This is a genomic window from Flavobacterium sp. CG_23.5 (assembly GCF_017875765.1).
Taxonomy (GTDB): domain Bacteria; phylum Bacteroidota; class Bacteroidia; order Flavobacteriales; family Flavobacteriaceae; genus Flavobacterium.
Genome location: NZ_JAGGNA010000001.1, coordinates 2,663,368 through 2,686,674 on the forward strand (window position 1 = coordinate 2,663,368; position 23,307 = coordinate 2,686,674).

The 23,307-nt window shown below is 33.5% G+C and carries 21 protein-coding genes; 8 read left to right on the top strand and 13 right to left on the bottom strand.

Annotated features, from left to right (window positions below; all coding sequences use genetic code 11):
• Position 1 precedes the first annotated feature (1 nt).
• From H4V97_RS11510 to H4V97_RS11555, 10 genes are all read right to left on the bottom strand, one after another.
• Complete coding sequence (locus H4V97_RS11510) at positions 2-673, bottom strand: GLPGLI family protein (RefSeq protein ID WP_196850040.1); 672 nt, start codon at positions 671-673, stop codon at positions 2-4.
• 116 nt (positions 674-789) lie between these two features.
• Positions 790-1,020 (bottom strand): hypothetical protein, encoded by a 231-nt coding sequence (locus H4V97_RS11515; protein WP_196850039.1) that lies wholly within the window; start codon positions 1,018-1,020, stop codon positions 790-792.
• A gap of 388 nt (positions 1,021-1,408) precedes the next feature.
• Positions 1,409-2,164: a GLPGLI family protein gene (locus tag H4V97_RS11520; RefSeq protein WP_196850038.1), complete on the bottom strand. Its 756-nt coding sequence runs from the start codon at positions 2,162-2,164 to the stop codon at positions 1,409-1,411.
• Positions 2,165-2,206: 42 nt separating this feature from the next.
• Positions 2,207-2,641 carry a hypothetical protein gene (locus tag H4V97_RS11525; RefSeq protein ID WP_196850037.1) on the bottom strand — a complete coding sequence of 145 codons (435 nt, stop codon included), beginning with the start codon at positions 2,639-2,641 and terminating at the stop codon, positions 2,207-2,209.
• Between the two features lie 184 nt (positions 2,642-2,825).
• Positions 2,826-4,916, bottom strand: coding sequence for a TonB-dependent receptor (locus H4V97_RS11530; protein WP_245345230.1), 2,091 nt, complete (start codon positions 4,914-4,916; stop codon positions 2,826-2,828).
• Between the two features lie 344 nt (positions 4,917-5,260).
• Positions 5,261-5,662 (bottom strand): alternative ribosome rescue aminoacyl-tRNA hydrolase ArfB, encoded by a 402-nt coding sequence (gene arfB / locus H4V97_RS11535; RefSeq protein WP_196850035.1) that lies wholly within the window; start codon positions 5,660-5,662, stop codon positions 5,261-5,263.
• 38 nt (positions 5,663-5,700) lie between these two features.
• Positions 5,701-7,815, bottom strand: a complete 2,115-nt coding sequence (locus tag H4V97_RS11540; protein ID WP_209549781.1) for a DUF4301 family protein — start codon at positions 7,813-7,815, stop codon at positions 5,701-5,703.
• On the bottom strand, positions 7,776-8,399 hold the full coding sequence (gene pnuC / locus H4V97_RS11545; RefSeq protein ID WP_209549782.1) for a nicotinamide riboside transporter PnuC: 624 nt from the start codon (positions 8,397-8,399) through the stop codon (positions 7,776-7,778). Before pnuC ends, H4V97_RS11540 begins: the two co-directional genes overlap by 40 nt.
• Before the next feature lie 41 nt (positions 8,400-8,440).
• Positions 8,441-9,163, bottom strand: a complete 723-nt coding sequence (locus H4V97_RS11550) for a geranylgeranylglyceryl/heptaprenylglyceryl phosphate synthase (RefSeq protein ID WP_196850032.1) — start codon at positions 9,161-9,163, stop codon at positions 8,441-8,443.
• Between the two features lie 37 nt (positions 9,164-9,200).
• Positions 9,201-9,869, bottom strand: coding sequence for a 4'-phosphopantetheinyl transferase family protein (locus tag H4V97_RS11555; RefSeq protein WP_209549783.1), 669 nt, complete (start codon positions 9,867-9,869; stop codon positions 9,201-9,203).
• A 252-nt stretch (positions 9,870-10,121) separates the two neighbouring features.
• On the opposite strand from H4V97_RS11555, the gene ahcY reads away from it, so the two are divergent.
• From ahcY to H4V97_RS11570, 3 genes are all read left to right on the top strand, one after another.
• Entirely contained in the window at positions 10,122-11,438 is a 1,317-nt protein-coding gene (gene ahcY, locus H4V97_RS11560) for an adenosylhomocysteinase (RefSeq protein ID WP_196850030.1), read from the top strand.
• Positions 11,439-11,672: 234 nt separating this feature from the next.
• Positions 11,673-13,997 carry a patatin-like phospholipase family protein gene (locus H4V97_RS11565; RefSeq protein ID WP_209549784.1) on the top strand — a complete coding sequence of 775 codons (2,325 nt, stop codon included), beginning with the start codon at positions 11,673-11,675 and terminating at the stop codon, positions 13,995-13,997.
• 487 nt (positions 13,998-14,484) lie between these two features.
• Positions 14,485-15,000: a hypothetical protein gene (locus H4V97_RS11570; protein WP_209549785.1), complete on the top strand. Its 516-nt coding sequence runs from the start codon at positions 14,485-14,487 to the stop codon at positions 14,998-15,000.
• 331 nt (positions 15,001-15,331) lie between these two features.
• On the opposite strand, the gene H4V97_RS11575 is transcribed toward H4V97_RS11570, so the two are convergent.
• Entirely contained in the window at positions 15,332-16,114 is a 783-nt protein-coding gene (locus tag H4V97_RS11575; protein WP_196850027.1) for a hypothetical protein, read from the bottom strand.
• Between the two features lie 421 nt (positions 16,115-16,535).
• On the opposite strand from H4V97_RS11575, the gene H4V97_RS11580 reads away from it, so the two are divergent.
• The 3 genes from H4V97_RS11580 to H4V97_RS11590 all read left to right on the top strand — a co-directional run bounded on the left by H4V97_RS11580 (position 16,536) and on the right by H4V97_RS11590 (position 19,294).
• Positions 16,536-16,760, top strand: a complete 225-nt coding sequence (locus H4V97_RS11580) for a hypothetical protein (RefSeq protein WP_196850026.1) — start codon at positions 16,536-16,538, stop codon at positions 16,758-16,760.
• Positions 16,742-17,023, top strand: coding sequence for a Txe/YoeB family addiction module toxin (locus H4V97_RS11585; protein WP_209549786.1), 282 nt, complete (start codon positions 16,742-16,744; stop codon positions 17,021-17,023). Before H4V97_RS11580 ends, H4V97_RS11585 begins: the two co-directional genes overlap by 19 nt.
• A 549-nt stretch (positions 17,024-17,572) precedes the next feature.
• Positions 17,573-19,294 (top strand): hypothetical protein, encoded by a 1,722-nt coding sequence (locus H4V97_RS11590; RefSeq protein ID WP_209549787.1) that lies wholly within the window; start codon positions 17,573-17,575, stop codon positions 19,292-19,294.
• A gap of 52 nt (positions 19,295-19,346) precedes the next feature.
• On the opposite strand, the gene rpmA is transcribed toward H4V97_RS11590, so the two are convergent.
• Both rpmA and rplU read right to left on the bottom strand, forming a co-directional pair.
• On the bottom strand, positions 19,347-19,613 hold the full coding sequence (rpmA, locus tag H4V97_RS11595; protein WP_086453627.1) for a 50S ribosomal protein L27: 267 nt from the start codon (positions 19,611-19,613) through the stop codon (positions 19,347-19,349).
• Between the two features lie 30 nt (positions 19,614-19,643).
• Positions 19,644-20,279 (bottom strand): 50S ribosomal protein L21, encoded by a 636-nt coding sequence (gene rplU, locus H4V97_RS11600; protein ID WP_196850023.1) that lies wholly within the window; start codon positions 20,277-20,279, stop codon positions 19,644-19,646.
• Positions 20,280-20,570: 291 nt separating this feature from the next.
• Here rplU and H4V97_RS11605 point away from each other — a divergent pair, with 291 nt between their 5' ends.
• On the top strand, positions 20,571-21,857 hold the full coding sequence (locus H4V97_RS11605; RefSeq protein WP_245345264.1) for a M16 family metallopeptidase: 1,287 nt from the start codon (positions 20,571-20,573) through the stop codon (positions 21,855-21,857).
• Positions 21,858-21,916: 59 nt separating this feature from the next.
• Positions 21,917-23,281, top strand: coding sequence for a M16 family metallopeptidase (locus tag H4V97_RS11610; RefSeq protein WP_209549788.1), 1,365 nt, complete (start codon positions 21,917-21,919; stop codon positions 23,279-23,281).
• Positions 23,282-23,307 lie beyond the last annotated feature (26 nt).

Consider the following 23,307-nt stretch of genomic DNA (forward strand, 5'->3'; position numbering starts at 1 on the left):
TTTAATTCTTGGATAAAACTTTTTTATTGTACTCTTCTTCAGTGATTGTTTTGCCTTTTGGAAAATCTATTTTAATTTCTTTGTCTTTAGTGATGTTTACCTTAGATGCAAAATAAGTGGTTTCTTTTTCAGTTAACTCCAATATTAAACCAGGCAAACCATTATAATCTTTAGGGCCGTAAGAATAAGGTAAACTCGGGGCAAACCAAGCGATAATTGTTATATTTTTTTCTTTTCCATCTCTACCTATATATGACTTAATATAGTTTGCTTTATAGCACAAATATTCATCAATCATTTTACTTTCTGAGGTAATATTCCAAAGTTTTTTATTGTACTTCATTTTTATCAAAGCGCCATTCATCTTTTCTAAAATAACAACATTTTCCTTTTTATCTAGATAATAATTAAAATCAGAAGTAAATCTATTTGAAGCAAGTTTTACAATTGTTTTTTTATATTGTTCGTTATTATTTGGTGTACTTAAAGAACTATTTAATGAAAACTTAGATTGAGAATTATTAAACTCTACAATGAATATTTGTTTATTTGCCTCTTTCAATAAATCACCCAAAACATTCTTAATTTTAGTCTCGTTAGATTTAGAACTAAAATCAATGGATTGAATTTTATATTCAATCCTCCCATAAATTCTTTGTCCAAAACAATTCATAACAGACATTGTTATTAAACAAAATAATATTTTTTTAAATAAACACATCTTTTCAAGTTTAGATAAAGCAAACTAAATTAAAATTTAGTTTGCTTTGTTATCAATTAAACAAAATATTATTGAAAGCTATAACACATACCAAGAAGATCTTGATATGCATTATTTGCATCTATTGCACTCATTTCATTATTCGGATCCATTTCTTCTATAAAATCTATCGCAAATTCTTGACAAAGATCTCCTTTTACAACAATTCCTTTTTTAACTTCTTTTGCTTCTTGAGCCCCTGCCATTGCAGCGCCACTAAATACTACCACTGCTAGAGCGGTAAATAAAATTTTTTTCATAATTAAATTGGTTTGAATTTATAATTTTTTTCTGGTTAACCAAGGCAAATATGAAAAAAAAAAAAAATGAATTTAAAGAAATATCTGATAAAATTAACAAAAATTTAACGAGTTTATTTTTACGATGTATTTAGCGGTTAGCTCATCATTTGTAATGGCAAATTTAAGGTTTGCTTTCTCTTGCAATGATTTTTCAATTACATTGTTAATTTTTAACGGATTAATTGCATAATTAGAAATACGTATCCTGATAGTAGGTGTTTATAAGAAGGAAAGGGGTGTGAAAAAAAGAAAAAACAACAATCGATACATTTAATTATATTAAAAAATAAAATCTTAAAAGAAATTATACGATTTAAAAAAAAACAAAAAAAAATTTAATAAATAATCATTTTTCATTCATTTTTTTGACCTGTATTTCTTCCAGCTCATCAGGTGTAATATATTTTCCATTCTTTGGTTTCTCAAAATCTATTTGAGCATTTTTATAGTCGAATACTATTTTAGTAGCATAAAAATAGGTTTTCCCGTTTATACTCCCTTCCAATACCAATCCTGGCAGTCCGTCTAAGCCAGAAGGACCAAATGAAAATGGCATTTCTGGTGTAAACCATACTGTCGGATCCATGGATATTGTCCTATTTCTGAACTTCGAAAACTCTTCCTTGTGTGAGGTTGCTTTATAACAAATGTAACCATTTATTTTTTTTGTTTCGGTTGTAATTGTCCAGCGGTATTCATCAAAGGGTAAAATAACATTAAATTTTTCTCCTAAAGTTTCAATTTGTTTAATCCTCTGTTTAGAATCATTATTACAATATCTTGTCCCCCCTGCAGTAATTGCAATTAATTTATCGATAGGGTTGTTATCTTCAATATTGAGCTTATCAACTAATTTAAAAACAGCAACTCTTTTTTTGAAATAAAGTGCCAGTTCGACATTGTTCTTAGCTTTTTCATACTCATCTATTTTTAATTGAATGTTTGGAGAAATATTTGCATTTACTTTATTAGGAGCATCAGCATATCTACCCATCTTATAGTATACAGCTATAACAGGGTCGTTAGCATCAATAGAATTGAAACTCAAAAAAACTGCCAAACAAAAAAAACTAACGATAAAAAATATTGATTTTGATTTCATTTTAAATTATTTAAATCACAATTATTTATACCATTAACAAATTTATTGTTTGTCAAAAGTATATCGAACACCTATAAGACCTCTGAGGACAACATCATCCTCAATTCTTAATTCAGGTGTGAGTTCTAAAACTAGTGCTATTTTTTTAAAATCCTTAATAGGGAAAACTTCAAGAGAGGTAGGAATCACAATTGAATTTATTTCATCAAAACCCCTAAATGGACTTAGATTAATTCCCAATCCAATCGAAAAACGGTGGTACTCTTTGGTTTCAAAATTATAAAATACATTAGCTTCAATTGGAATTTCTTCAAAATAATTATTAGCAAATACTTTTAGCTCCAAGCTTATATCCTTAGTTCTATTGGTATTAATACCCATTGCATAATTTGAAAAACCACTTACAGCTATTTGGGAATGACTTGTAAAGCCAATAAATAACAAAATGATGATGAAGATTTGTTTGAAATTTTTCATTCTTACTAATAGTTTTGAATTTTTAAATTGTTATTTGGTTGAGCATCGTAAATATCCAATAAGAAAACAACAATTTTAAGAATTTACTTATGAAATTAACAAAAAATTAACGAGATTTAGTACCCTAAAAAAAAGCCTGACTAAAATATTTTATAGTCAGACTTCTAATAAAAATTAAAAATTTCTAAAACTTCAACGTCAATCCCGCCAAGAAGTTAATTCCTGCTTGAGGATAATAGTACGGATAAACGTCATACATATATCCATTTGACACATATTTCTTGTCTAAAATATTGTTTACCAAACCTGTAATTACAATTGATTTAAAAATAGATTTTGGTTTAATTTCATATGCGATATTCAAATCGTTGACAAAATAATTAGCCAGTTTTGCAGCCGGTAATTCAATGTTATTCATGTATTGTTCTCCTACAAATTTTTGTAACCAAGAAATCTGAAGATTCTCTAATGGCTTGTAAGTAATAATATTCCCTACTATAACCGATGGCGAATAAGCAATATCGGTAGTTCCATAATTTTCGCCTTCTACGGCTAAATCAACATTTTTGTTAGCGCTCAAAGTGAAATTTGGTCTCACTATAAATTTCTCTGAAACGGTAAAAGCGGCATCAACTTCTAAACCTAAACGATAACTTTTTTCACTATTGGAACGAATTGGACTTCCTACATCATCCAGTTTTCCAGTTAAAATTAACTGGTCTTTGTATGCCATATAATACACATTCGAACTAAATTTTACTTTGTCTGAAGCATATCTCCAACCCATTTCAAAGTCATTTAATTTTTCAGGTTTTGTATTTCCGCCTTCATAATCAGTTCTGTTAGGTTCCCGATTGGCTCTTGCATACGAAAGATACAAGATGTTATTGGCGTTGATATTAAAATTCAAACCTGCTTTTGGATTGAAAAAATTGAAATTGTCATTTACTGAACCAGTTTCACTACTGTTCACTTTATAATGTACGTTTCTAAGTTGTACGTCTCCAAACAAACCTATTTTTTCAGTGATTTGATAATTTGCTTTCGCAAAAATATTTCCATCTGTTTTTGCCGCATAATCATCATAATAATGATCTCCTAATTCACTTGTGGAAGCATATCTCGCCCAAATCACTTTTCCAAAATGGTCTCCTTCATATTTATTATAACCACCTCCAAAAATGACCTCCAGTTTTTCGGTCTTGTAATTCGCAGAAAATGTAGTTCCGTAAAAGTCATTATCCAACCATTTTTGACGAATTAAATCGGTTCTTTTAATTGTTGTTGCATTGATAACAATTGGCGTCAAGCCATAGCTTGAAAACTTAGCATCTCCTTTATAATTTTCATAATATCCTTTTCCTTTTGTATAATGAAGAGCTAAATTGGTAGTCCAATTTTCAGAAACTCTCTCATTCCAATGCAACTGAGAGTGATCTTGTTGATAATTGTCAGTTTCATTATCATAAAATTGAGCATTGCCTTGTTCATCCGTAAAAGCGCCTGCTGAATTGAAAGTTCTATCTTTCTGTAATGTCTCACCGTCTATTCCGTTCCAAGATTGATACGTTTTTTCGGTTCCACCAAAAACCAAGGCTTCAATCAACGTAGTTTTACCTACGTATGTTCCCTGAAGAAAATAAGATTTCAAATCCGAAGAAGCTCGGTCAACATAACCACCCGATTTCAAAGCGGACAAACGACCGGCAATTTCAAAATGGTCATTCATTAAACCCGTGCTGAATTTAACCGTGTGTTTTTGCGTATTGAAACTTCCAAATGAATTAGAGATTTCACCTGAGCTTTCTTTAGCAAAATTATCGGTAAGCATATTCAGGCTTGCGCCAAAAGCACCGGCACCATTGGTTGAAGTTCCCACTCCTCTTTGCAATTGCAAACTCTCTACAGAAGAGCTAAAATCAGGCATGTTTACCCAATAGGTTCCATGACTTTCGGAATCATTATACGGGATTCCGTTGATAGTTACATTCACCCGAGTGGCATCGCTTCCGCGGACCCGAATTCCAGTGTAACCCACGCCGTTTCCTGCATCGGAAGTAGTGACCACCGAAGGAAGATAATTCATTAAAAGAGGAATGTCTTGTCCTAAGTTTCGGAACGAAATTTCCTTTTTGTCCAAATTACTGAAACTTACTGGTGTTTTTGTGGTAATCCGCACGGCAGAAACTAGAACTTCGTCGAGTTGATTCACTTTTGTAGTGTCTTTGACTTGAGAAAATGATAAAAAAGTTGCCAGAAGAAAAACAGAAGACATATAAAATGTCAGATTCCTGGACTTTGAGACTTTGAGACTTTGAGACTTTGAGATTAAAATGGTATTCATCCGTAAATAGATTACGAATAAAAGGGGGAATTATTCTTTTGTTAAATTAAAATGATTGTTTCCTACGACAAATGGATAGTGTGCACGCTATTTTTTTGTCATTTTTTCCCTTAACAGCATTACCTGTTCAGGTTCGTTGGGTATAATCTCAGCTATATTCTGAATTTGTTTCAGAATCTGAAATAAATTCAGATTTAAGCACCCCTTTGAGACGGGGCAAAGGTAATTCTTTTGTTTAAAGTTCCAAATATAACTTTTGAACTTTTTTTCTAATTTCAAAAATCGGGTTTTCTGCGGTTTTTCTTCACTTCAGAAATGCTTTTTTTATCCTTTATTCGTTTGCGAATTACAGATTTGGGGATTTTGGTTGCTTTTCTTTCTTTAGCAATAATCAAGGCTTTTTTGATAATTATTAAAAACCGTTTGGTTACAATTTCTTTATTTCGAAACTGACTTCGATCTTCGTCACAATTTAAGATTAAAACCAAATCGGTAGTTAATCTGGGAGCTAATTTTATTTTCAGCAACTCTTTTTCGTTTTCAGATAAGGCTTGCGAGTTTTGTAAGTCAAAAGACAAAACCACTTTGGAAGAAACTTTGTTTACATTCTGACCTCCAGCGCCACTGCTTCGTACCGCTTTATATTGTAATTCTGTTATGATTTTTTCTGTTTCCATTTATGCTGTTCCGAAACTTCGGGAATGTTTCACTAAAACTATTGATGTTGATGTGCTGGTTTTAATAAATCATTTACTGTTTTTACCGGATTAAAGGTAATTAAAGGTACTTGTACAAATACGGTGAGCCAATGTGCCATTGCTCCGTTCCACAAACCGGGTAATTCATATGCTTTGATTTGTTTTCCATTGGTGTTTTTTTCTACAATGAAACCGCTGTTGTGATCAACAAACTGGTTTAAATCAAATTTTTTATTTTTATAATTTTTAATTCCGCAAACTAAATCAACGGGATTGAAATGAGTGGCATTAGCCAAAATGCTTACTTCACTTTCATTATTCAAATCCACTTGAGAGGATTCCACAATTTGCAAGGAAACCGCACCGTTTTCACTCTTTACCCAAAAAGGGCCTCCGCCAGGTTCTCCTTCATTTTTTACCATTCCGCATACACGAATTGGTCTGTTTAGGGAGTCCTTAATTATGCTGATTTTGTTTTCTAAAGTAAAAGTGTCGAATTCATCTGCGATTCCCACATTTAATTTTTCTTTCAGGAAAGGAATGATTTCTTCAATATGTTTTTCTTCAACTCTATTAAGTTCGATAAGATTCAAATAACTGAAAATTTGTTGTTGCAATTCAAGCAATGTGCCTGCTAAAGCTTTCTTATACAAAGCGATTTTTTCGTTGTTATTTTGAATTACATTATCAATATTTTTTATAAAAATAATATCTGCATTCAAATCATTCAGATTTTCAATTAGGGCACCATGTCCTCCGGGTCTGAATAACAATTCTCCCATTTCATTTCGGAAAGGATTATTTGAAAGGTCAACAGCAAGGGTATCGGTGCTTTTATTCTGATACGAATAACTCACTTCTATTGTAGTTCCCGATTCTTTTTCGACTTTGTTTTTTGTCAAATTGATAATGCTTTGAAATTGATCTTGATGATTTTCAGATACAGTGAAATGCAACAGAGAATTCCCGTTGGAACTGCTGTAATATCCACATTCATACAAGTGTTCCTCAATAGGCGTTGCAATAGTAGTAATATATTTATGAAAGGGTAAAATTCCTTTTGGCTTATTGGCAAAATCAAAATAATCAGAAGCCATGAGCAATTTTATAAAATAGTAGTTTTTATAATCTCGTTCAAGAGAATCAAACTCAATGAATTCTTCTTTTAATTTTTTATGTACCGCTTTAAAAAAAGGAAACTTTTTCATGCCTATTATAAAAATAGATAGTTCTGTGTCTTTTTTTCTATTAATGTAGGCGTTTATACTTTCATTTTCAAAATCAAACTCATTCAAAAAAGTATTTAAAAATTTAAACATCCTACTGGCAGCACCAGAAGATGGAACAAATTTCAGTAATTTTAAATTAGATTTTTGAGCATCAAAAAAGGCTGCTTTTTGCTTAAATTCTGTTTCTGATAATTTTAAAATCCCGTTATATAATGTTGCAGGAGCGACTAGATTAATTTTAGAGATTCCGTTTTGAAGAAATTTCAATTGTTTTTGAACAGTTGAAATGGAAATTCCAAGTGTATAAATTTGGACAAAATCAACAGAAGAAAGCCCCATTGTTTTAGCAATCGTCAAATCATCAATAATTACAATGGCTTTTTTTAATCGTGAATTTTTGTCTCCAGAAAGCGTGATAAATGGTTTTTTATTATCGATTAATGACTGTTTAAAAACGGCAAAAACGGATTCTCTACCTTCTGCTTTGTCTCTCAAATCATCTTTTTCCCAAGGGACATCTATATCGGTAAGAAAGAACAAATCGTATTCATGTTCTCGAGCGGCTTGGTCTAACAAAGGATCACAATAGTTGTAATAGACTTCCGAAAAAACTTTGGTAACCATCAAATTTGTGTCGCAAAACAGATATTTATTGGCAATCGAAACCGCTTCATTTTCTAATTTGGTTTGACCGTATGCAATAGGCAGCATATCATTGCTTTCACAAATTTTTTGTTCTTTGTCCCATTTTTCCTGAAGATATTCACGAGCATACTCTGCTACCCAAACCGTATTATAGTGTTCGGCAAGTTGTTTTGCTAGTGTCGTTTTTCCAGTGCTTTCTGGTCCGAATAGCGCAATTTTTACGATGGCAGCTTTTTGCTGTTTAAGATTTTTCTCCATTCTAAATAAGCTAAAATAGCTAAAATTGTAAATATTAAATATTGCAATGCCAAAATTCCAAGTCCACGATAGGCGTATAAAGGTGTAACAATTAGATCGCCAATAATCCAAAGAGTCCAATTCTCGATTTTTTTGTTGGCCATATACCACATTCCTGTGAAAAATATTCCCGAGGCTATAATATCAATATAATTGTCGTTATTAATGGTGTAATTAAATAATTTATATACCCCGAAAACTACAAAAATTGTCACAAAGAACAATACGACGCCTATTATTTTTTCATTGTTATTCGTTCTTGTGATAGGCAAGTTATCATTTCCTTTAACTTTCCTGGTCCATTTATACCATCCATAAATACTCATAATAGTAAAATATCCATTAATCATCATATCGCCAATGTAACCCGCAAGAAAGAGCAGGTAGACTGTAATGATTGTTGCTATTAACCCTGTTGGGTAGACCAAAATATCTTCTTTTCGGGCATACCATACGCTCAAAATTCCAAATATAAAAGCAATGAACTCTAATACAATTTGTGTTGTTGAAGCATTTTTATAAGCATTTAGAAAAAATTCTATCATCTTTGAATTTTAAAAAATTAGTCGTTCGAATAAGGTAATGGTTACAAAGGAAGATTGAAAAAATTCAAATCTTTTTCAAATGCGGTTCCTATCACTACTACATCAGCTCCTGAATCGTAGGCATTTTGAATTCCCTGCAAATCTATAATTCCGCCTCCAACTATAACAGGAATTTTGATATTTTTTGAAATTAATTGAATCATATTCAGAGGAACAGATTGTTTTGCGCCGCTTCCTGCTTCGAGATAAAGGAGTTTATTTCCTAACATTTCACCTGCTTGTGCGGTTGCCAAAACTAATTCCAGATTATTTCTGTCCAAAGGTTTGGTTTTGCTGATTCTTTCTACCGCGGTTTCGCTCCCGCTTTCTATAAGCATATAGCCGGTTGAAATAATTTCGAGATTGGTTTGTGTCAAAAGTGGTGCTGCTTTTACCTGATGCTCTATCAAATAATCGGGATTTCTTCCTGATATTAAAGACAGAAACAAAATGGCATCGGCTTTATCAGAAATTTGTGAAGGATTTCCCGGGAAAAGTGCGATTGGTAAATGGCAGTTTTGTTTTATTTTTAAAATTAATGCGTCTAGAATATTGTTTTCGACATGGCTTCCGCCAATGAAAATATGGGTGGCCGGCGATTGATTGATTTTTGAAACTAAATGATCAACATTTTCTAAAATGATTTTATCAGGATCAAGAAGAATAGCCAATAATTTTTGGTTTTCTAGTTTGGCTTGTATTATTTGGCTGTACAGGTTCTTCATAAGTTTTACCGCTAATTCGCAAATTTGCGGTTTGTTTTTAATTTTCCAAAGCGTAAACTAAAGTAAAATTTTCGATTTCTTCAAAGTGAATATTGAAATCTTTAATCAGGCTGTCAAAATGGAGTTCGGTGTTGACTTTTTTATTTTCTAAATCGAAAGATTGCACTTTGATATGGTCTTTAAAACTGATTCCTTTTTCGTTTCGGATTTTGAAGATGGCTTCTTTGGCGCCCCAAATCACGGTTAGCTTACGAATGTATTCTTGCTGATTTTCAGTCCCGAATCCCGAAGTCTCGGGATGGGATAAAAATTGAAATTCAGAATCGCAGAATTTATCTGCAATCCGGATGATTTTTTCGCGTTGCAATTCAATGTCGATTCCTACGGTTTCATCGCTAATGATAATAGCTGAAAAATCATGAGAATGGGTGATTGAAATGTGTTTGCCGTCATGTAAATGCGGTTTTCCAAATTCATCATAAAACAAATCAAAATCAGTGTAGTTCGCCTCCTGAAATAATTTGCGAACGCTCAAGAATGCGCGTTGGTGCAACTCTGATTTCATTCCGCTAAGGCGAAGCGCATTTTTCTCGGTTAATTGGACTTCGTTGTTTAATTGTTCGAAGGATTCGGTGATTTTCCAAACCAGGATTTGGGTTGTGGTCTCGGCGCTTCGGGAGAAGTTTATGGTTTTGAATAATGGCATGGTAGTATCCTGATTTTTAGCCCCGATTGCAATGGAAATCCTTTTTTGACTCGCCCTTGCGAGGAAAAAAAGATTGCAGTGGAAAGCGGGAAAGAGCTCCTAAAACTGAAATTAATTTGGCTTAAAAAATTTATTTTATTGATTTTTAAAAGATTACACTACTAAACAACTCATAAATGTGAGTGAATGTTTTTAAAATCATAAGTTATTCCGTAAATTTGCAAAAAATTTATAATTACAAATATACTATAAATGAGTACTACAACTATGCCTTTTGTGGCTTTCAAAGTAAAAGACATTTCTCTAGCGGCTTGGGGAAGAAAAGAAATTGAATTAGCAGAAGCTGAAATGCCAGGTTTAATGGCGCTTCGTGCTGAATACAAAAACGAACAACCACTTGCGGGTTCTCGTATTGCAGGATGTTTACACATGACAATCCAGACTGCGGTTTTGATTGAAACGTTAATTGCTCTTGGTGCTGAGGTGACTTGGTCTTCTTGTAACATTTTCTCTACTCAAGATCAGGCTGCTGCTGCGATTGCTGCTGCAGGAATTCAGGTTTATGCTTGGAAAGGTTTGAATGAAGAAGATTTTGACTGGTGTATTGAGCAAACATTATTCTTTGGTGAAGATAGAAAACCATTGAACATGATTCTTGATGATGGTGGAGATTTGACTAATATGGTTATTGACCGTTTTCCTGAATTAGTTGCTGGTATCAAAGGATTGTCTGAAGAAACTACAACTGGAGTTCACAGATTATACGAAAGAGTAAAAGCGGGAACATTACCAATGCCTGCTATTAATGTAAATGACTCGGTTACTAAATCGAAATTTGACAATAAATACGGTTGTAAAGAAAGTGCTGTTGATGCGGTTCGTCGTGCAACTGATATTATGCTTGCTGCAAAAAGAGTAATCGTTTGTGGTTACGGTGACGTAGGTAAAGGAACTGCAGCTTCTTTTAGAGGTGCTGGTTCTATTGTTACTGTTACTGAAATTGACCCAATTTGTGCGCTTCAAGCTGCAATGGACGGTTTTGAAGTTAAAAAATTAGATACTGTTATTGCCACTGCTGATATTATCATTACTACTACTGGAAATAAAGATATCGTTTTGGGTTCTCATTTCGAAAAAATGAAAGACAAAACTATCGTTTGTAACATCGGACATTTTGATAACGAAATTGATATGGCTTGGTTGAACACGAACCACGGTGCATCTAAAGTGGAAATCAAACCACAAGTTGACAAATATACAATCGCTGGAAAAGATATCCTTATCCTTGCTGAAGGTCGTTTGGTAAACTTAGGTTGTGCTACAGGTCACCCAAGTTTTGTAATGAGTAACTCATTTACAAACCAAACTCTTGCTCAAATCGAATTGTGGAAAAACAGCGCGGCATACAACAATGAAGTGTATATGTTACCAAAACACTTAGATGAGAAAGTAGCGATGTTACACTTGGCTAAATTAGGTGTAGAATTAGAGACTTTACGTGTTGATCAAGCGGATTATATTGGAGTTCCTGTTGATGGTCCATTCAAACCGGAATATTACAGATATTAGTATTAAGATTTAAGTACTAAGTATTAAGACAAAACCCTTGCCATCCCGAAGTTTCGGGAGCGAGGGTTTTTTTGTTTTTAAATCTGAAAGACAATGATATATTGATAATTCTAAAGAAATGTGCCTTGATCAAACACATGAACTGTAAAAATATATATTATGTTTGCATATCAATTAACATTTTTGAAGAAGCAAAATACTGCTCCTGTTTCTAAATATTAAATTCTACTACTTTTGGAAAAAATAGCTTATCTATTCGTCTTATTAATTTCACTTTCGATTACTCAAATTGTTTCCGCCCAGGAAAGAAAACCTAAAGTGGTTTTGGTATTAAGTGGTGGTGGTGCCAAAGGAATAGCACATATCCCACTTTTACAAGCTTTAGACTCCTTGCACATTGTTCCTGACCTTATCGTAGGAAACAGTATGGGAAGTGTTATTGGAGGCATGTATGCAATGGGATATTCGGGCGACAGCATTGAAAAAATAGCCAAAAACATCGATTGGGACAAACTCCTTGGACGAAATATGTCTTTGAAAAGTGTCAGTGTGGAAGAAAAAAGTGAGTTTGAAAGATATTTGGTTGGAATAGGAATTAAGGACGGTAAACCAACAAACGTAAGTTCTTTATTAAATGATCAATATTTAAGAGAATTTCTTACAGAGCTGACTTTTCCTGTTTATAATGTAAAAGACTTTGATGAGCTAGCGATTCCATTTAGAGCAATGGCTACAGATGTTGTATATGGCAAGGAAGTAATTCTTAGCAAAGGAAATTTAGCTTTTGCTATGCGAGCAAGTATGTCATTGCCCGCGGTTTTTAAAACCATGCCTTATGAAAAAACGCTGTTGGTTGACGGTGGCGTAATGAATAATTTTCCAACCGATATTGCAAAAAAGATGGGTGCCGACATCATAATTGGCAGTGACGTGGGTGGGGGAATGGAACCTATAGATAAATTAGATAACTTCGTGTCTGTACTAATGCAAACGAGTATGTTTCCCAGTAACATTAAAGATCCGGAAAATCGTAAACTATGTGACATTTTAGTAGATCACTTGCCTAACTTGAGATTTTCTACATCTGATTTTACAAAAAGCAACGAAATTTACAAAGATGGTAAAATTGCAACCAATCTTAATCTAGGCACATTAGTAGCATTAGCAGAAAAATTAAAAGGATTCAAACAACGAACCCATGAATTGCCAGCTGTTTCCAGCGAATTTGTCATCGATACCATCGTTTATAAAAATATCAGCAAGGAAAATCTTCCTCTAGTTATTGCTCGAACAAATATTAAAACACATACAAAATATACTGCTAAAGATTTAACATTAGGCATTAATGGCGCCATGGGCACAAATCTGTTTAACCAAATTACCTACAGTTATTTCGTTCACGACGGAAATAAATTAGGATTGCTGATAAACGGTTTAGAATTTTCTAAAAACCAAGTTAATGCATCCGTGCATTACGACACTTATAGGGGAGTTGGACTAATTCTTAATTATAATGCCAGAAACATTCTGGCCGAATCTTCCCGTCTTATTTTTACTGCGGATATCGCCGAACAACCAAAAATAAGAATTGATTTTCAGAAAAATTTTGGAAAAAAGAAAGACTGGTGGTGGGGAACGGAGCTCTATGGTGCATTCCTACAACAGGAAATCTTCGTTGATGGAAAAGCGGCAGATAATATGCTATACAAAGCTGTCGAATTCAATAATGAAGTAAACCGAAATTTGAATTCACTGAACAGTTATCTTGGATTTGGATTAAACTATAGTTACACTGTGGTGAAACCTAAAAATGATCCCGATATAAATGATAACGTACTGTCTCTTAAAAACTATAATTTTGGAAATTTAGAAGTAAATGCACATTATTTACGCAATGGGATGGATAAAGTTTTTTTTGCAACTAATGGAACAATTTTAAAAGCAAATATAAATCGATCACTGCGCAATGACATTAATATAGCTTTTACAGAAACGGATTCAACCGATTTTTCGGGGTCAACAAATAGCTTCACTAAAGTAGGATTTGCATTTGAAAAAAGAGTACAATTAAAAAAGAAGATTACTGGCATAATAGGATTTGATGCTAATTTTATTTTTCAAGACAAGCCAAAAGGTAATGAAGGTTCTTTTTCTAATTATGGCTATGCTGCAAAATATTTCCTTGGAGGCTTTATTCCAAGTTCGGGCAGTAATCGTTTTGTATTCCCAGGCCTACATGAGGACGAGCTGAGTGTTACTCAATTTATGGCTATTAAACTAGGCGTACAATTGAATCCCTTGGGTAAATTTTACCTGACTCCACATTTCAATGTTGCATCCGTTGGCTTTGGCAACTTTAACGAATACATAGCTGACGTTTCTAATACAAAGGGAAATTGGGACGATAATAAAGAAACCAGTTTGTTGATGTCAGGAGGAGCAGCGATTTCCTATCAATCGATTTTAGGACCTATTCATTTTGACACTTCATGGATAAACAATATCGACAAAGTGCGATTGTTTTTTAGCGTCGGATTTTCATTCAATCCATCTAATTAGAGCAAGTAAGTTATTAGCCGAATTTTATCAAGTTTGATTATAGTAGAGTTCCAGTTAAAGGTTCATTCAAACTAGAATGTTACAGATACTAGTCCTGCTTTGTCATTCTGACGATAGGAAGAATCCAAACCCTTGCAGCAATGCGAGGGTTTTTTTGTTTTTGGGCGTGACCCTTCGTAAAAACTTTGGGTCGGGCTATTCGTTACAATCTTTCCTTCACTTCGCTCTGGAAAGGATTTCCACTGCTATCCCTCACGCGTTAATAATAATAATCAGATGACGAAAACCTATAAAATTAATCAGATTTTTTATACGTTTCTTCAACTATTAGTGTACTTTTGAAATCAAGCTATAAGCACAATTTCTTTCAAACTCAAAACATTAAAATTAATTAAAACTTATCAAATAAATTATGAGAACACGCTTGATTTTAATAATAGTAATGCTATTGCCATTTTTTACAAATGCACAAAACTTTAATATGCAAATGCAGCAATCAGCAAATATGCAACGCCAAATGAGTAACCAGAATGCACAATGGGCAATGCAACGACAAATGGATATGCAGCAACAGCAAATGCGCAGTATGATGTCCCGTTCAATGAGTAAAATTGAAATCGCAGAAAAAAAATTGGCAAAAGAAGAACGAAAGTTAGAAAAGCTAGAAAAAAAGTCAATAAAAAAAGAGGCTGATTTAAAGATGAAGCAAGAGGAATTAGTAAATCTTGTAACAAAATCCAAAGAGAACGATGGTACTGAATTACAAAAAAGCATTAAAAACTCAAAAAACGATTTGTCTAAGTACGAAGTAAAATTAAGTAAAATAAATTCTCAATTAGAATCCAGTTCGAAAAAAGCACATGATTTCAAAAAAGAAGTAGAGAATTCTAAACTGGAAAAAGAAGAACTCATTAAAAAGCACGAAGAAGAGAAAAGAGTAAAGAAAGAGGAAAAAGAAAAGGCAATTAAAGAAAAACAAGACAAAAAAGAAGCGAAAAATTAAATCACTTCCACTTCTGATTTACAAAATGACGAAAACCTAGTAAGAAACTGAAATCAGTTCAGTTTCTTGCTAGGTTTTTTTAATAAGAATTACTTATATAATTTTGAACTATTCAACAAGCGCTAATGTCCTATTAGTCAGTTCGTTTTTATTTTTTATTAAATGCATTTATTTTATATAAAACCATAGCGTAAATCAACCTTAAATTACGCTTCTTGTTTAATCAGTACTTTATCTATTCTAAGAATTTGCTATCCAATCATATTAACATCTAAACAAAAAAACCCGTTTCTTTCGAAACAGGTTTTATATAGTAGAGAACATTTTATGCTTATCGAACCTTTTTAATCAAAGTTGCAATATATGCCCATTTAAGATCTCGTGAAGCCAGGCCCTCTTGAAATTCTTTTTCTTGTGTTGCTGTGTAAACTGTACCGGTATCATTAGGCATCCCAAAATATTGATTGAAATCTTTAAACATATCTACAGTAATATGTGAGGCATAAGCAGCACTGCCAGTGGGAGCCATGACTCTTAGTAATTCCCAACTGGCCCTATTGCCTTTATCTACCTGTTTTTGATGATCTAGTTTAAAGGTTTTTGATTCAGCATTTTCATATTTTGCATAATTATCCATCCCGACTTTCATTAAGTTTATTTGGGCAACTGTACCTAAAGGCATATCAAATTGTCCTTTGGTAAGATCAATTTGTTCCAAATAAAATCTTGCTGCTAAATCCCTGCTTTTAGCAGACTGGTTTAATTTATTGATAAGATCTTGCTCAGACATTGCTGGATATGCTTTTTTGGCTGCTGCCATTAAATCGCCTCCGCCTTGAAACATTTTGACAGGATCTTTAAAGACCTGAACTGTTAAGTACTGATAACCTTGATCTTCGCCTCCTGGTTGTAATGACCAAAGATCCCATCCTATAATATCTCCGTTTTTGACACGTTGGTCATGAATCTTTTGCCAAAAACTCTCCGTTTCCCCGTAAGCGGTTTCTTGTTCATTATCGACTTTCATAAATTCAAATAATAAATAAAGTTTGTCCTGAGCAATCATATTAGCACTAAACAAAATTACTGCGATAAACATGAATAATTTTTTCATAATTGTACAATTTAATGATTAGTAATACTGTATTTTACTATTAAAAGTACGAAATATTATTTGCTAAAAACACTTAATTAAGGCGCAATCGTTTGTTTTTTAGTTAATTAAAGAATATTCTGACTGCTTATATAAGGATACAATATTGCCTAGTGTGATAACAGACAAAAAACCGCTGAAGTGATAATAAAATAAAAGTAGGAAGTGACTGTTGTGACCTTATATTGTCGTTAAAAACAAAAAACCCGTTTCTTTCGAAACGGGTTTTTTAATAATTGAGAAAATCAATTCAACTATTCAATATCTTTTAGCAAAACCCTTATTTTCTCTTTCGAATCAGGAGGGTTTATTTTAGCAATCAAGCATTCAACAACAACCTAAATATTTTATATCTTTGTATCTTCATTGATTACTTATTCAAATGACGACACTTACTGTAAACATAAAAGACATTTCTCAAATAGCCATCATCAAAAAAATTTTGAAAGCTTTTGATGTGGAAGTAATTGAGGAAAACAATGAAATTACAAATCCTGAGATACTTGAAAGACTAGAAAAACATCACAAGAATTTTCAGAAGCCTGCTTATAGAGAAGAAAACTACACCAAAGTAGATACTAAAAATATATGGGCAGATATACAATAGAAATAAGCAAAGAAGCGCTTGCTGATTTGTTAAAAATAAAAAAATCGGGCAAGAAAACGGATATTTTAAAAATTGAAAAAATATTTCTTGAATTAGAATCACATCCAACCACTGGAATTGGTAAGCCTGAAAAACTAAAATACAAAGACGATAATGTTTGGTCCAGACAAGTCAACAAAAAGGATCGATTAATCTATGAAATCATCGACCACGAAGTAGTAGTAATTATCATTTCTGCTATAGGACATTACAATGATAAATAATCCTCCTCTATAAAATCCACTGCGTAAAAAATATTTAAATCATTAGTGCTTCTGTGTCTTTTTAGTGTAAAAGCTTTTTTTTAACTTAATAACTTCCTCCAATTGACAAACAGTGTAAGTGATATGTTTTTATTTAAACAAAAAACCCGCTTCTAACGAGACGGGTTTTTTAATAAATTGAGAAAATCAATTAGGCGCTAACTTCAAATGGAAGTATAGAGCGATTTTATTTGTTTTAAGGGAGTGGTTTTATTGCTATCCTACGTTCTAAGAAAAAAACATATATGGTTTATTCTGAAGGAATTACGTTATTAACTATATTTGATAACCCGTTGGGGGTTATTAGTTTTTGATGATGATTTTTCGTCAGTTCGAGTGATTTTCTCCCGAAGCCTCGAGAAGAAAATTGTATCGAGAACAACAAAAATTGTTTTTAAAAACGGTTCTCGATATATTTTTTGTTTCATTTTGTTACACAAAAAATCCTCGAACTGACGTCTTTACTAATTGCACCAAACCGGTTAATTGATATAACTAAAATACAAACTCATGGGTAATATATTAAGAGTGATCGCACTAATTTGTATTTTATTTTGCTCGTGTAAAAAAGCACCAGAACCAAAAGACAATGGGTTAGCTGGTAAAATTCGTTACAGTTGCGCACCAGAAACTATAGACATTAAATGGTATGCATCTTATCATAAAGCACCTCTCTTTAAAGGAATGGATATTATTGATTATCCAATAAGCACCAAAAATAGTGAAGCTCAAAAGTATTTTAATCAAGGATTAGCCTTTGCCTTCGGTTTTAACCATGCAGAAGCGGCCCGATCTTTTTATTATGCGACAACATTAGACCCACAATCTGCAATGAGTTTTTGGGGCTACGCTTATGTATTGGGTCCAAACTACAATGCAGGAATGGAACCCGATAATTATGAAAGGGCATACAAAGCCATTCAAAAAGCACTAAAACTTACAGCCAATGCATCGGAAAAAGAAAAAGCACTAATAAATGCATTATCGAAAAGATATGTTGCAAAAGCGATGCAAGATAGAAGCTCATTAGATCGTGCCTACTCCGAAGCCATGATGAATGTAGTTAAAAAATTTCCCAACGACAATACAATTGCAACTTTATACGCCGAGTCCATTATGGATATGCATCCTTGGGATTTGCATGATAAAAAGGGGGAACCAAAGAAATGGACTTTGGAAATTATAGTTCTTTTAGAAAATATATTGAAAAAAGATCCGAAGCACATTGGTGCCAATCATTTCTATATTCATGCGGTTGAAGCATCTAATAATGCAGAAAGAGGCAATGCTTCGGCAAAACGTTTTGATGACGGATTGGCTCCAAGTTCTGGACACTTAGTTCACATGGCTTCACACATCTATATCAGAACCGGAGAGTACCACAAAGGGACTTTAGCAAATATTAATGCGGTAAAAAAGGACAGTACTTATGTTACAATTTGTCACGCAAAGGGTTCGTATCCGTTAGCCTATTTTCCGCATAACTATCATTTTATGGCGGCTTGCGCCACATTAGAAGGGAATTACAAATCGGCGATGATAGGAGCCAATGAAACATCAAAGCTTGTACACCCAAAAACAATGACGGAGCCGGGTTGGTCAACCTTACAGCATTATTATGTTATTCCTTATTTTGTGGCGGTAAAGTTTGGAAAATGGGATGATATATTAAAAATGAAATTAGTTTCCGATACGCTGAAATATCCGGTAGCAATATCTCACTATGGGAGGGGAATGGCATATTTAGGGAAAAAAGACATTGCGAAAGCAAAAGCCGAGTTAGGCAAATTAGAAGTTTTGTCCAATGACAATGCGATGAAAAAAATATCAATTTGGGATATTAATACAATGTACGATGTGTTACAAATCGCCAGTAAAGTATTGAAAGGCGAAATTTTAGCTTCAGAAGGAAACTATAACCAAAGTATTTCTCTTATCAAAGAGGCCATAACTATTGAAGACAACTTGAACTATAACGAACCTCCAGATTGGTTTTTCTCCGTACGACACCATCTAGGCGCAGTTCAAATTGAAGCAGGGAAATATAACGATGCCATAAAAACCTATCAAGAAGACTTGAAAAAGTATCGCAATAATGGCTGGGCACAACAGGGATTAAAATTAGCGTATGAAAAAAGTAATAATCCAAGTAAGGTAAAAGAGATGGAGGGTCTGATTACAAAAAGCTGGGCTGATGCTGATGTAAAAATTACTACTTCTAGAATTAAATAACAAAAAACCCGCTTCTCACGAAACGGGTTTTTTAATAAATTGAGAAAATCAATTATGCTTCAACTTCAAATGGAAGTATAGAAACGTATGATTTGTTATCTCTTTTCTTTTGGAAGAAAACAACTCCATCTACTCTTGCGTGTAGGGTGTGATCTTTACTGATGTAAACATTTGCACCTGGATTATGTTTTGAACCTCTTTGTCTTACGATGATGTTCCCAGCAATAGCAGCTTGACCACCAAATATCTTAACGCCTAAACGTTTTGATTCTGATTCTCTACCATTCTTAGAACTACCGACACCTTTCTTGTGAGCCATGACGTATTAGTTTATTTTGTTAGTAATTAATTAAACAGCTTTACCACCGTTTAATTCATCTTGTAATTTTTTTAATTCATCCATTTTACCATCAGCAGCCAATTGAGCTTGTTGAGCCCAAGTAGTTGGATCTAAATGTGTTAAAGTAGCACTTGCAGCTGTTAAAATTTCTTTAACAGAATCAGATGATGCTTTAGCCAATTTAGTGAAAGTATCAACTCCTGCAGCAACTAATGCTTCAGCAGCTTTAGGACCAATTCCTTCGATAATTTTCAAATCATCTACTTTTTTAGATGCTTTTGGAGCTTTAGCTTCAGCTACTTTTTCAGCTTTTGGAGCTGCTTTTTTAGTTCCTGTTGCGCTAATTCCTTCGATTACAATTTGAGTAAGATATTGTCTGTGACCGTTTCTCTTTTTGTATCCTTTTCTTCTTTTCTTTTTGAAAACGATAACTTTATCTCCTTTTAAGTGTTGTAACACTTTAGCTTCTACTGAAGCACCTTCTATAGCTGGGGCGCCTAAAGTGATTGTTCCATTGTCATCTAATAAAAGAACTTTGTCAAAAGAAACTTTTGAACCTTCTTCATTAGTCAAACGATGAACATAAACCTTTAAGTCTTTGCTTACTTTGAACTGTTGCCCTGCTATCTCTACGATTGCATACATACCGAATTGATTTATTGATTTTTAAGGTTGCAAATATACAATTAAATATTTATCATGCAATTCCTTAAGTAAAAAAATATTTTATAAGTTTTAGGCTCTATTTTTCAAGGCTTTATCTTCTTATTAGTAGCTTTTTATCGTTAGAAGTTTGTTAAAATTAAAATCATAAGACAATCATCATTAAAAAAAGGTATTTTTGATAGATTAATAATTTTTGCTTTTTAACTTTTGAAAAATGATAACTTATTAATCTTTATAAAAAACACAATAATCAATTTAAGTACTGCGCTTATGCTAGGAGGAGTGGCTTCGGCTCAAAAAATTGCTTTCGAGGAATATAATTTAGACAATGGCATGCATGTCATCTTACATAATGATTCTTCTGTTCCCGTTGTGGTAACTTCGGTGATGTATCATGTGGGATCGAAGGATGAAACACCTGACAGAACTGGTTTCGCTCATTTCTTCGAACATTTATTATTCGAAGGTACCGAAAATATAAAACGAGGGGAGTGGTTTAAAATTGTCACTTCAAATGGTGGAGTGAATAACGCCAACACCTCTGATGACCGTACGTATTATTATGAAGTTTTTCCTTCTAGTAATTTGGAATTAGCACTTTGGATGGAATCCGAAAGATTAATGCATCCAGTAATCAATAAAATTGGAGTTGATACTCAAAACGGAGTAATAAAAGAAGAAAAAAGATCTCGTTACGATAATCAGCCTTATGGGAATATTATTGGAGCCGTAAAAGAAAACATGTTCAAAAAGCATCCGTATCGTTGGACGACAATTGGTTCCATGGAGCATTTAGACGCTTCCACTTTAGAAGAATTTCAAGCTTTTAATAAAAAGTTTTACACGCCAAATAATGCTGTATTGGTTGTTGCGGGAGATTTTGAAAATGCCAAAGCCAAAGAATGGATTCAAAAATATTTTGGTTCAATTGCAAAAGGAGAAACATTAAAAAAGGAAACATTTGTTGAAGAACCAATAACGCAAACCATTCACGCTAATTATGTGGATCATAACATTCAAATCCCAATGCTTATTGCTACGTACAGAACGCCTTCGATGAAAACGAGAGACGCCAGAGTTTTGGATTTGATTTCGTCTTATTTAAGCGATGGGAAAAGTTCGAAATTGTACAAGAAAATCGTGGATGAAAAGAAAATGGCCTTGCAAATAGATGCTGTTGGCTTTAGCCAAGAAGACTACGGAATGTACATTTTGTATGGTTTGCCAATGGGTACTCATACTTCTGCGGAATTGCTAAAAGAAATTGATGAAGAGATTGTGAAAATCCAAACAGAACTGATTTCGGAGAAAGATTTCCAAAAATTGCAAAACACGTTTGACAATCGTTTTGTAAACAAGAATGCCACTCTGGAAGGAATTGCCGAAAATTTAGCCACCTATTATTTGCTTTATGGAGATATCAATTTGATAAACACGGAGATTGAACTATTGCATTCTATAACACGAGAAGAAATTAGGGATGTGGCCAAGAAATATTTAAATCCAAATCAAAGACTTATTTTGGATTATGTTCCTTCCGCGACTGCTCCAAATTAAGACTTTCTCGATTATCAAAAACTACTATTCTATTATTAATTTTGTTCGCAACAGGAATTATGCACCCACAAGCCCGTCCACAACCCAAACCTGGAGTTTCTCCAGTGGTAAATATAAAAAAACCGCAAACCTTTGTTTTAGACAATGGCTTGAAAGTAATGATTGTTGAAAATCACAAATTACCCCGAGTGACTTTTAACCTTGCTCTGGATAACGAACCTTTTTTTGAAGGAACTATAAAAGGAGTTGATGAATTATGCAATAATATGATTGGAAATGGCAGTATTAAAATTGCCAAAGACGCCTTCAATGAAGAAATTGATTTCTTGGGTGCCAATATAAATTTTGGTTCTAAAGGGGCTTACGCCAGTTCGCTTTCTAAATATTCAGGAAGAATTTTGGAACTATTGGCACATGGAGCACTGCATCCGAATTTTACACAAGAAGAATTCGAAAAAGAAAAAGCCAAATTATTCGAAGGCCTTAAAGCCGAGGAGAAAAGCGTTCCTGCAATTGCTCACCGAGTGGTTGAAGCGCTTGCTTTTGGAAAAAACCATCCTTCCGGGGAATATATGTCAGAAGAAACATTGAAAAATGTAACTCTTGCGGATATTAAAAAGAATTACGAAACCTATTTTGTGCCGGAAAACGCTTATTTGGTGATTATTGGTGATGTGAAATATAACGAAGTAAAGCCAATTGTTGAAAACCTTTTTGGTCCTTGGAAAAAGAGAAGTACGCCAAAACTTACCTATCCCGCTCCCCAAAATGTTGCTTTCACCCAAATAAATTTTGTGGATGTACCGAACGCCGTTCAATCGGAAATTTCATTGGTAAACACCTTGAATTTAAAAATGAGCGACAAAGATTTCTTCCCCGCGGTCATGGCTACATATATTCTTGGGGGTGATTACACCAGTTACTTAAACATGAATTTAAGAGAAAAACACGGCTGGACCTATGGTGCCAGTGCAACTATTGGATCTGGAAAATATGTAACCAAATTAAAAGCGGCATCCGCAATACGAAGCGCAGTTACTGACAGTGCGGTTGTTGAGTTTATTAAAGAAATAAAAAAAATAAGAACCGAGAAAGTATCCGTGGAATTGCTTAACAATGTGAAAGCAGGGTATATTGGGCGATTTGTCATGCAGGTTCAAAAACCTCAAGCAATTGCACGTTATGCATTAAACATAGAAACCGAAAATCTTCCAACTGATTTCTATGAAAATTACATTAAAACCATAAATGCTGTAACACCTGATGATGTGATGCGAGCTGCCAATAAATATTTTCTTTTAGACAATACTAGAATCATAATCGCCGGTAAAGGATCGGAAGTGATTCCCGGACTGGAAAAACTGAAGATTCCCATGTTCTATTTTGATATTTATGGCAATCCAATAGAAAAACCTGTTCTATAATAAAAACCGCTATTTCATACTTTTAG